General features: G+C 64.4%; 8 protein-coding genes. 1 reads left to right on the plus strand and 7 read right to left on the minus strand.

Annotated elements, in window-relative coordinates:
- Positions 1 to 5: 5 nt before the first annotated feature.
- The 7 genes from ubiB to F6X39_RS28055 all read right to left on the minus strand — a co-directional run bounded on the left by ubiB (position 6) and on the right by F6X39_RS28055 (position 9331).
- Positions 6 to 1583, minus strand: a complete 1578-nt coding sequence (gene ubiB / locus F6X39_RS28025) for a ubiquinone biosynthesis regulatory protein kinase UbiB (RefSeq protein WP_187618969.1) — start codon at positions 1581 to 1583, stop codon at positions 6 to 8.
- Between the two features lie 15 nt (positions 1584 to 1598).
- A complete protein-coding gene (locus F6X39_RS28030; protein WP_187618970.1) occupies positions 1599 to 2243 on the minus strand; it encodes an SCP2 domain-containing protein in 645 nt (214 codons plus the stop codon).
- Between the two features lie 174 nt (positions 2244 to 2417).
- Positions 2418 to 3416 (minus strand): Tim44 domain-containing protein, encoded by a 999-nt coding sequence (locus F6X39_RS28035; protein ID WP_187618971.1) that lies wholly within the window; start codon positions 3414 to 3416, stop codon positions 2418 to 2420.
- A 37-nt stretch (positions 3417 to 3453) separates the two neighbouring features.
- Positions 3454 to 4185 carry a bifunctional demethylmenaquinone methyltransferase/2-methoxy-6-polyprenyl-1,4-benzoquinol methylase UbiE gene (ubiE, locus tag F6X39_RS28040; RefSeq protein WP_090802995.1) on the minus strand — a complete coding sequence of 244 codons (732 nt, stop codon included), beginning with the start codon at positions 4183 to 4185 and terminating at the stop codon, positions 3454 to 3456.
- Between the two features lie 66 nt (positions 4186 to 4251).
- Positions 4252 to 4665, minus strand: a complete 414-nt coding sequence (locus F6X39_RS28045; RefSeq protein ID WP_187618972.1) for a gamma-butyrobetaine hydroxylase-like domain-containing protein — start codon at positions 4663 to 4665, stop codon at positions 4252 to 4254.
- A gap of 97 nt (positions 4666 to 4762) precedes the next feature.
- Complete coding sequence (locus tag F6X39_RS28050) at positions 4763 to 5191, minus strand: HIT family protein (RefSeq protein WP_013088371.1); 429 nt, start codon at positions 5189 to 5191, stop codon at positions 4763 to 4765.
- A gap of 33 nt (positions 5192 to 5224) precedes the next feature.
- The gene (locus F6X39_RS28055) at positions 5225 to 9331 is read right to left on the minus strand and encodes a DUF3683 domain-containing protein (RefSeq protein ID WP_187618973.1); all 4107 of its coding nucleotides are present in this window, start codon (positions 9329 to 9331) and stop codon (positions 5225 to 5227) included.
- A gap of 544 nt (positions 9332 to 9875) precedes the next feature.
- On the opposite strand from F6X39_RS28055, the gene ilvA reads away from it, so the two are divergent.
- A partial coding sequence (ilvA, locus tag F6X39_RS28060; RefSeq protein ID WP_187618974.1) for a threonine ammonia-lyase, biosynthetic occupies positions 9876 to 10761 on the plus strand: 886 nt, incomplete at its 3' end.

The following is a 10761-nucleotide window of genomic DNA, read 5'->3' on the forward strand; positions in this document are numbered from 1 at the left end:
GGAATCTAACCTCCATAAGCCAGTACCAGGAACGCACGCGCCAGCATCGCGCCGACGCCGACCGCCACGCCGAACAGCAGCAGGCCTTGCAGCAGACGGTTGGTGCGCTTTTGCTCGAGCAGGATCTGGCGGATCACGTCGTCGTTCGCGCCGCCCACCGGATGATGGCGCTCGGCCAGCATGTTATGGACGAGGCGCGGCAACTGCGGCAGCGTCTTGCTCCACTGCGGCGCCTCGATCTTCAGACGCTCGTACCAGCCGCGCAAGCCGATCTGCTCGTTCATCCAGCGCTCGAGATAGGGCTTCGCGGTCTTCCACAGATCCAGTTCGGGATCGAGCGAACGGCCCAGGCCTTCCACGTTCAGCATCGTCTTTTGCAGCAACACGAGCTGCGGCTGGATCTCGACGTTGAAACGCCGCGACGTCGAGAACAGACGCATCAGCACCTGGCCGAGAGAAATGTCCTTCAGCGCGCGATCGAAATACGGTTCGCAGACCGCGCGGATCGCGCTTTCGAGCTCCTCGACGCGCGTGCTCGGCGGCACCCAGCCCGACTCCAGATGCAACGTCGCGACGCGATGGTAGTCGCGCTTGAAGAACGCGAGGAAGTTCTGCGCGAGGTAGTTTTTGTCGAAGTCCGACAGCGCGCCGATGATGCCGAAGTCGAGCGCGATATAGCGGCCGAAGTACGCGGGATCGAGGCTCACCTGGATGTTGCCGGGGTGCATGTCGGCGTGAAAAAAGCCGTCGCGGAACACCTGCGTGAAGAAAATTTCGACGCCCTCGCGCGCGAGTTTCGGGATGTCGACACCCGCCGCGCGCAACGTATCGACCTGGCTGATCGGCACGCCGACCATGCGCTCCATCACGAGCACCGTGGGCGTGCAGAACTCCCAGTACATCTCGGGCACGAGCAGCAGGTCGAGCCCCAGGAAGTTGCGCCGCAACTGGCTGCCGTTGGCGGCCTCGCGCATCAGGTCGAGTTCGTCGTGCAGGTATTTGTCGAATTCGGCGACCACCTCGCGCGGCTTCAGGCGCTTGCCGTCGGCCCACAGACGCTCGGCCCACACGGCGATGTCGCGCAACAGCGCGAGGTCGGAATCGATCACCGGCAGCATCTTGGGGCGCAGCACCTTCACCGCGACCGCCTTGCCCGCATGCTGGCCGGCCTTCACCTTCGCGAAGTGGACCTGTGCGATCGACGCGCTCGCGACCGGCACCCGCTCGAAATCGTCGAACAGCACGTCGACCGGCGCGCCGAGCGACTTCTCGACGAGCGCGATCGCGACCGCCGAATCGAACGGCGGCACCTGGTCCTGCAGCTTGGCAAGTTCGTTGGCGATATCGACCGGCAGCAGATCGCGACGGGTCGACAGCACCTGGCCGAACTTGACGAAGATCGGCCCGAGGCTTTCGAGCGCGAGCCGCAGACGCACGCCCGGCGGCGCATCGAACTTGCGGCCAAGCGTCGTGATGCGCAGCAGCAGACGCACGCGCCGGTCGTTGATGCGGCTCAACATCATTTCGTCGAGGCCGAAGCGGATGACCGTGAAAAATATCTTGAGAAAACGCAGAAAACGCATGGCTGGGCCCGGTGACTAGCGCGTGCCGCGCGACGTGGCGGCGCCGCCCGGCGTTTGCGCGCCGCGGACTTCGACCTTCTGTTCGATGCGCTCGATGCGCTTTTCGACGCGCGCCAGCGAATCGCGCGCGCGCGCCAGCTCGACGTTGAAGTCAGCGAGCGCGGTGCGCCGCACCAGTTGCGGATTTTCGTCGAGCAGGTACTCGGCGGCGGTGTCGAGCAGATTGCGACCGGTGCGCTGCACATACTCGCCGACTGAGCGGACTAGCGACGCGATGCGCCACGCGGGTCCATCACCGATCAGCTTCGCGAGATCTTCCTCCGGCTCCCAGCGCAGATGCTCGGCGAGCTTCGCGATCACGGTCGCGAACTCGGCGTCGCCCTCGATCTTCACGTGCTTCATCACCGCGGCCTGGCCACCTTGCAGGAAGGCCGGCAGTGCGTCGGACGGCACCGAGATCGTCACGTCGAACTGATGCGCATCGGCTTCGTCGAGCGTACCGAGATAGCCGTCGGGCTGCACGAGCAGCGCGAGCACAACCGGCGGACATGACAGGCGAGCGGTCTTGCCCGCGTACGGGGCGAGGCGCTCGCGGGCCCACGATTCGCGGGCGAGCAGATGATTGACAGCAGCAGCGAAGGGCTTGGCGGCGAGGGTCATCGAAGGTGGCAAGAAAAAACCCGCGCGAGCGAGGTGCTTGCGCGGGCTCCCATTGTAACGTCCGTTCGCTTCGCGGCCTGCTATGCCGAACGGCCTAAGCCATGCGCGAGGTCAGGAATCGCCATGCCGTGGCCGGCTCTTTTCGAGGCAAACGCGAGTCGATGCTTCGGCATGTCAGTGTTGCTCGACCTGCTGGATGCCGGCAAGCAGCCAGCCTTCGCCAGTGCGGTTCGCCTTCGTCAGATTCCAGACTTCGACGAACGGCTCGGCCGCCGCGCCCGGCTCCTCGCGGATCAAACCGGAGAAGCGCACGCTGGCGAAGGATTCGTTCGCGCGCTCCTCGACGCCGAGCAGCTCGGCGTTCAACTGCACGACGTCGGTCTGGCTCGGCTGCGTGCCGCGCGACGCGAGATCGACTCGCACTTCGGCGAACATTTCCGGCGTCGTGAATTCGCGGATGTCCTCGACGTTGCCGACGTCCCACGCGGCCTGCAGGCGCACGAAGTACACCTTCGCGTTACGCAGAAACGCTTCCGAATCGAAACCGGCCGGCACCGACGGCGTCGCGCCGAGCGATGGCGTGGTCAACGGGTTGCCCTGCGGTTCGAGATACGAGCCGGTGGGCGGCGCCGTGTAACGCGGCTCCTGAATATAGTCGGTGCCTTTCGTGTTCAGCGACGGCGCCGTGCCCGCGTAAGCAGGCTGCGCCGCATCGCGCTTACGGCCGGTGAAGCGGCGGATGAGCCAGATCACCACAATCGCGATCAACGCGATCACGATCACGTTCGCGAACATGCCGGCGAACGCCTCGCCGAGCCCGAAATGCGACAGCAATGCGGCGATGCCGAGACCGGCCGCGAGACCGGCGATCGGCCCGAGCCAGCGATTGCGGTTCGGCGCGGCGGGCGGCGTGGGCTTAGTCGCAGGCGCCGGCTGCGCGCTCTGCTGCGTGGCCTGATTGTTCTGCGCCGGCTGGGACGGCGGCGGCGTCTGGCGCTGCTGCAGACTATTCGATTGACGGCCGAAGCTGCGGCCTCCGCCCATGCGGCGTGCTTCGGCGTCGAGAGAGGCAAGCGTGCCGGCCATCAGCAGACCGACCATCGCGATCAGTCCGATTCTTCTCGCCAGCGACCCCTTAACCTTACGAGTAGATAACAAATTCAAATCGGACATTTCGTACTTTCCTTTAAAAATCGATGGGTTAGGGACTCTAGTATTTGGTCCCCACATGCAAAGCTACCACGCCAGCTGACAAATTGTAATATTTGACGCCGTCGAGACCAGCTTGTTCCATCATAGTTTTCAAAGTTTCCTGGTCCGGATGCATGCGGATCGATTCCGCCAGGTACTGGTAGCTTTCCGCGTCCTTGGCGAAGCGCTCGCCGAGCCACGGCAACACCTTGAACGAATACAGATCGTAGACCTTCTTCAGCGGATCCCATACCTTCGAGAACTCGAGCACGAGCAGCCGCCCGGCCGGTTTCAGCACACGACGCATCTCGGCGAGCGCGATGTCCTTATGGGTCATGTTGCGCAAGCCGAACGCGACCGTCACGACGTCGAAGTAGTTGTCCGGAAACGGGATTTTCTCGGCATCGCACAGCAGCGCCGGCGTGATGATGCCCTTGTCGAGCAGCCGGTCGCGGCCCACGCGCAGCATCGATTCATTGATGTCGGTATGCCAGACCTCGCCCGTTTCGCCCGCCTGTTTCGCGAATGCTTTCGACAGGTCGCCGGTGCCGCCCGCGATGTCGAGCACCTTGTAGCCCGGCCGCACGTTCGCCTGGGCGATCGTGAACACCTTCCACGCCCGGTGCAATCCGCCCGACATCAGGTCGTTCATCAGGTCGTAGTTGGCGGCCACCGAGTGGAACACCCCCGCCACCTTCTGCGCCTTGTCCTGTTCGTCGACCGATTGAAAGCCGAAGTGGGTTTTGCTCATCGCGCTCGTCCTTTCGCGTGTTCTTGAATGTTGCGCCGCTCGAGCGGCGTTCGGGGGCGAATCGTATCAGTGACAGTGCCCGTGCGCAGCCGCAGCGGGCACCATCGGCGTGTCACGGTCGATGCCGGCCGCTGCCAGTTTGGCGAGATACGCGCGCCAGAGTTCGTCCTGACGCACGGCCATGTCATACAGCAGGTCCCACGAATAGATACCGGTGGCGTGTCCATCGGAGAAGGTCGGCTGCAGCGCGTAATTGCCGACGCCTTCGATCATCGTGATCGTCACGTCGCGCTTGCCGGTCTGCAGGGTTTCCTGGCCGGGCCCGTGGCCCATCACTTCCGCCGACGGCGAATACACGCGCAGCAGTTCGAACGGTAGCCGATACGCTTCGCCGTTCGCGTACTGCAGTTCGAGCACGCGCGACTTCGAATGCAAGATCACGCCTGTCGGCACCGGCGTCTTGGGAGTCAATCCGCTCATGTTGGCCTCATCAGATAACGGCGGGTGATAACGTCGGATCGGCCGCCTCGCACGCCGACGGCAGTCCGGCGATGCCCGGCGACGGGTTCAGCGACGCTCAGCCCAGCGCCTGTTCAATTTCCTGCCGCACGGCTTCGCGCAGCAGCGTGGCGTGCGCGCGGCGCGACGACAACATCGCTTCGGACACCGTGCGCTGGCGCGGCGCCCAGATCGGCAGGGGGAAATGCGCGTCGTTCGAGAAACGCGGAATCACGTGCCAGTGCACGTGCGGAACCTGGTTGCCGAGGCTCGCGAGATTGACCTTCGCGGGCTGCATCACGCGCCGCTGCGCACGCTCGACCGCGTACACGGCCTTCATCACGTGATCGCGCTCGTCGGCAGAAAGATCCGAAAACTCGGCGACGTGAGCGTTCCAGATGACCCGGCAAAAGCCCGGGTAGTCGTGTTCGTCGGCGAGGACGACTCGCAGCGCGTCGTCCTGCCACAGCACATCGCCGCCGTCTTCACGGCAAAAAACGCAGTCCATCGTCGTCCTCGGCAAAAATCGTTGGTCGTGCCATTAAACCAGCACGCGCTCGATTCCGCCATTGTTCGCCCGTTGAACGTAGTCCGCCATCCAGTTTTCGCCGAGCACGTGACGTGCCATCTCGACCACGATGTAGTCCGCCTCGGTACCCGCGTCTTCGTTGTAGCGCGACAGCCCTTGCAGGCACGACGGGCAGCTCGTGAGGATCTTGACCTCGGTCGAACCCGCGTTTCCGTGATTGGGCTGCGGACCGTCGCCGGCCTTCAGCACCGAACCGTTCGGCGCGCCCGCGGCGCCGGCCGATGCATTGGCCGGATTGATCGCGTTCGCGCCCGCTTCGGCGACGAGAGGGATGCCGCGCAGCTTCGCCGCGCCCTTGCGGATTTCTTCTTCCTTGCGGAAGCGCACCTGGGTCGAGATGTCGGGACGCGTGACCGCGAGCGTGCCCGATTCGCCGCAGCAGCGGTCGTTCTTCTCGATCTTGTAGCCGTCCTGCTCCGCACCCATCAGCTGATTGACGAGCTTGACCGGGTCCATCGTCTTGATCGGCGAATGGCACGGGTCGTGGTACATGTAGCGCACGCCGTTCACGCCATCGAGCTTGATGCCTTTTTCCAGCAGATACTCGTGGATGTCGATGATCCTGCAGCCCGGGAAGATCTTTTCGAATTCGTAACCGGCGAGCTGGTCGTAGCACGTGCCGCACGACACCACCACCGTCTTGATGTCGAGGTAGTTCAGCGTATTGGCGACGCGGTGGAACAGCACGCGGTTGTCGGTGACGATCTGCTCGGCTTTGTCGTACTGGCCCGAGCCGCGCTGCGGATAGCCACAGCACAGATAACCCGGCGGCAGCACGGTCTGCACGCCCGCCTCCCACAGCATTGCCTGGGTCGCGAGACCAACCTGCGAGAACAGACGCTCGGAGCCGCAGCCCGGGAAGTAGAACACCGCTTCGGTGTCGGCGGTGGTCGTCTTCGGATTGCGGATGATCGGGACGATCTTGTTGTCCTCGATATCGAGCAAGGCGCGCGCGGTCTTCTTCGGCAGGTTGCCCGGCATCTTCTTGTTCATGAAGTGGATCACCTGCTGCGTGATCACCGGCTTGCCGACCGTGGCGGGCGGATGCGCGGTCTGCTTCTTCGCGAACTTCTTCAGCATTTCATTGCCGAGGCGCTGCGCCTTGTAGCCGACGCCCATCATCGCGGTGCGCGCGAGGTTGATGGTCTGCGGGTTGGTCGCGTTCAGGAAAAACATCCCCGCGGCGTTGCCCGGGTTGAACTTCTTCTTGCCCATCTTGCGCAACAGGTTGCGCATGTTCATCGTCACGTCGCCGAAGTCGATCTTCACCGGGCACGGCGTCACGCACTTGTGGCAGACAGTGCAGTGATCGGCGACGTCGTTGAACTCGTCCCAGTGCTTGATCGACACGCCGCGGCGCGTCTGCTCTTCGTACAGGAATGCCTCGACCAGCAAGGACGTGGCGAGAATCTTGTTGCGCGGGCTGTACAGCAGGTTCGCGCGCGGCACGTGGGTCGCGCAGACGGGCTTGCACTTGCCGCAGCGCAGGCAGTCCTTGATCGACTCGGAAATCGCGCCGATATCGGACTGCTGCATGATCAGCGATTCGTAGCCCATCAGGCCGAAGCTCGGCGTGTACGCGTTGCGCAGGTCCGCGCCTTCGAGCAGCTTGCCCGCGTTGAAGCGACCATGCGGATCGACGCGCTGCTTGTACTTGCGGAATTCGCCGATCTCGTCGTCGGTCAGGAATTCGAGCTTCGTGATGCCGATGCCGTGCTCGCCGGAGATCACACCGTCGAGCGAACGCGCGAGCTTCATGATGCGCGCGACCGCCGTGTGCGCGTCCTGCAGCATCTCGTAGTTATCGGAGTTGACCGGCAGGTTCGTGTGGACGTTGCCGTCGCCCGCGTGCATGTGCAGCGCGACGAACACGCGCCCGCGCAGCACCTGCTTGTGGATCGCCTGGGCTTCGTCGAGGATCGGCTTGAACTCGCCGCCGTTGAAAATCTGCCGCAATTCGGCGCGGATTTCCTGCTTCCACGACACGCGAATCGTGCGGTCCTGCGCGAGATGGAATACGTTTGCGTCGGGTTGCGCGTCGACGCGGTCGGCGAACTTTTCGGCGAGCGACTCGTAGCCGAGGCCGACCAGGTAGTGCTGCGCCTCGCGCAGCGACAGGTCGAGCTTGCCGCGCACGAATTCCCAGCGCGTGCGCACACGCGCGAGTAGATCGAGCGCCTGCTGTACGCGGTCTTCGAGCAGCTCGGCGCTCGGGATTTCGTTCGCGTCGTCGCTCTTGCCGAGCGGCAGCTTGCCGCCCTTGAAGAACGCTTCGAGCGCGTCGACCAGTTGCAGCTTGTTCTTCAGCGACAGCTCGATGTTGATGCGTTCGATGCCGTCCGTGTATTCGCCCATGCGGTCGAGCGGAATCACGACGTCTTCGTTGATCTTGAACGCGTTGGTGTGCTTTGCGATCGCGGCCGTACGGCTGCGGTCGAGCCAGAAGCGCTTGCGGGCCTCGGCGCTGACGGCGACGAAACCTTCGCCGCTCTTGCCGTTGGCCATGCGCACGACTTCCGAGGTGGCCTGCGCGACCGCGTCCGCGTCGTTACCGACGATATCGCCGATCAGCACCATCTTCGGAAACGCGTTGCGTTTGCTCTTGGTCGCATAGCCGACCGCGCGCAGATAGCGCTCGTCAAGATGCTCGAGACCCGCGAGAATCGCGCCGCCCTGGCGCGACGTCTCGAACAGGTAGTCCTTGATTTCGACGATGCTTGGAATCGCCTCGCGCGCCTGGCCGAAGAACTCGAGACAGACGGTGCGCGTATGCGCAGGCATCTTGTGCAGCACCCAGCGCGCGGACGTGATGAGGCCGTCGCAGCCCTCCTTCTGCACGCCCGGCAGACCGGCGAGGAATTTGTCGGTGACGTCCTTGCCGAGGCCTTCCTTGCGGAACACGCGGCCCTTGATGTCCAGCGCTTCGGTGCGCAGCAGCTTCTCGCCCGGCGCGGAGTTGCCGTCGAACCATTTGAGCTCGAAACGCGCGACTTCGATGTCGTGGATCTTGCCCATGTTGTGCTCGAGACGCGTGACCTCGAGCCAGTTCCCTTCCGGGTCGACCATGCGCCACCACGCGAGGTTGTCGAGCGCCGTGCCCCACAGCACCGCCTTCTTGCCACCCGCGTTCATCGCGACGTTGCCGCCGACGCAGGACGCGTCGAGCGAGGTCGGGTCGACCGCGAACACGAAGCCGGCCTGCTCGGCCGCTTCGGTCACGCGGCGCGTGACGACACCCGCGCCCGAGAAAATCGTCGCGACCTTGCGATCGACGCCCGGCAGCTGGGTCATTTCGACCGGGCCGAGCTGTTCGAGCTTTTCGGTGTTGATGACGGCCGAGAACGGCGTGAGCGGCACCGCGCCGCCCGTGTAGCCGGTGCCGCCGCCGCGCGGAATCACCGTCAGGCCGAGTTCGAAGCAGGCCTTGATCATGCCGGCGATTTCGGCCTCTGAGTCCGGCGTCAGCACGACGAACGGGTATTCGACGCGCCAGTCGGTCGCGTCGGTCACGTGCGAGACGCGCGACAGGCCGTCGAACTTGATGTTGTCTTTCTGCGTGACCTTGCCGAGCACGCGCGTAGAACGGCGGCGCAGGTCGTAGGTCTGCTGGAATTCGCTGGCGAACTCGTCGATCGCGCGGCGCGCGGCCTGCACCAGCTTTTCGACGCGCGCGGCGCGCTCGACGCCGGCTTCGTCGCCGTGTTCGCGCAGATCGGCGCGGCGGCGCTTCTCGATTTCGGCGAGACGGTGATTGAGCGCCTCGATCAACAGCGCGCGGCGCTTCGGATTGTCGAGCAGGTCGTCCTGCAGATACGGATTGCGGCGCACGACCCAGATGTCGCCGAGCACTTCGTACAGCATTCGCGCCGAGCGGCCGGTACGGCGTTCGGCGCGCAGTTCGGCGAGCGCGTCCCAGGCGTCGTTGCCGAGCAGGCGGATGACGATTTCGCGGTCGGAGAACGACGTGTAGTTGTAGGGAATTTCGCGCAGACGCGCTTCGGGATCGGCGGCCACCGCGCCGGCGGCGCCGTGCGGATCGAAAACTTGAGGTGCGTTCATGGTTGGACGACTCGGTAGGTCAGCCTGGCGCACTCTTCACGAGGCGTCGGCGGACAATGCGCGTGGGGCGCAATGCTTGAAATCTTCTAGGGCTTCAAGGGGAGCGAGCACGACCGGCGGCCAACTCACGGCGGTCGCTTCGCGGCACTCAGAGACAGCTACACGATCGCGCGTGGCGGACATGCCGTTCCGCCGCTGGGCAGGATTCGCGCGGGACGGGCATTAAATGGGCGATCCGAGGCTGCCAGTGCATCTTCCGATCCTTATTCCAAAACGAAATTCTACCGCATCATTCCGCCACGCGTTGACGGTGGGAATCGGGCGGCGGCGGGGGTTCGGAGGTTTTGGCGATGGATCCGGCGGTGTTTTCGCATACCGTCCATTGACCGGCCGGACGGTTCGGCGAGCTTCGATCGCGCGATTCCGATACGGCCCGGTTAAGTGCACGGCACCCGTCCGCGGAGCGCGCGGAACGGCCAGAGCGGGCACCGTTGGCGCTATCATTGACGTTTTCCCGTCTTACACAGCGCACCGCGCCACCCGCATGGCTTCCCACGACTACCTGAAAAAGACCCTGACCGCGCGCGTCTACGACGTGGCGCGCGAGACCGAACTCGAACGCGCGCCGAACCTGTCGGCGCGGCTGCGCAACCCGGTCTATCTGAAGCGCGAGGACAACCAGCCGGTGTTCTCGTTCAAGCTGCGCGGCGCATACAACAAGATGGCGCATGTTCCGGCCGAGGCGCTCGGTCGCGGCGTGATCACCGCGTCGGCGGGCAATCATGCGCAGGGCGTGGCGTTATCGGCGGCACGCATGGGCGTGAAGGCGATCATCGTCGTGCCGGTGACGACGCCGCAGCTCAAGGTCGACGCGATCCGCACGCATGGCGGGCCGACCGTCGAGATCGTGCAGTTCGGTGAGTCGTATAGCGACGCCTATGGTCACGCGGTCAAGCTGCAGGAAGAGCGCGGCCTGACTTTCGTGCATCCGTTTGATGACCCCTACGTGATCGCCGGTCAGGGCACCGTCGCGATGGAAATCCTCAGCCAGCACCAGGGCCCGATTCACGCGATCTTCGTGCCGATCGGCGGCGGCGGTCTCGCGGCCGGTGTCGCCGCATACGTGAAATCGGTGCGCCCCGAGATCAAGGTGATCGGCGTGCAGACCGATGATTCATGCGCGATGGCCGCGTCGTTGCAGGCGGGCGAGCGTGTGACGCTGAACGAAGTGGGCCTGTTCTCCGACGGCACCGCGGTGAAGCTCGTCGGCGAAGAGACCTTCCGTCTGTGCCGCGAATATCTGGACGAAGTGCTGCTCGTGAACACCGATGCGCTGTGCGCCGCGATCAAGGACGTGTTCCAGGACACGCGCAGCGTGCTCGAACCGGCGGGCTCGCTCGCGGTGGCCGGCGCCAAGCAGTATGTCGAAC

The sequence above is a fragment of the Paraburkholderia sp. UCT2 genome (assembly GCF_014397665.1).
Lineage (GTDB): Bacteria > Pseudomonadota > Gammaproteobacteria > Burkholderiales > Burkholderiaceae > Paraburkholderia > Paraburkholderia tuberum.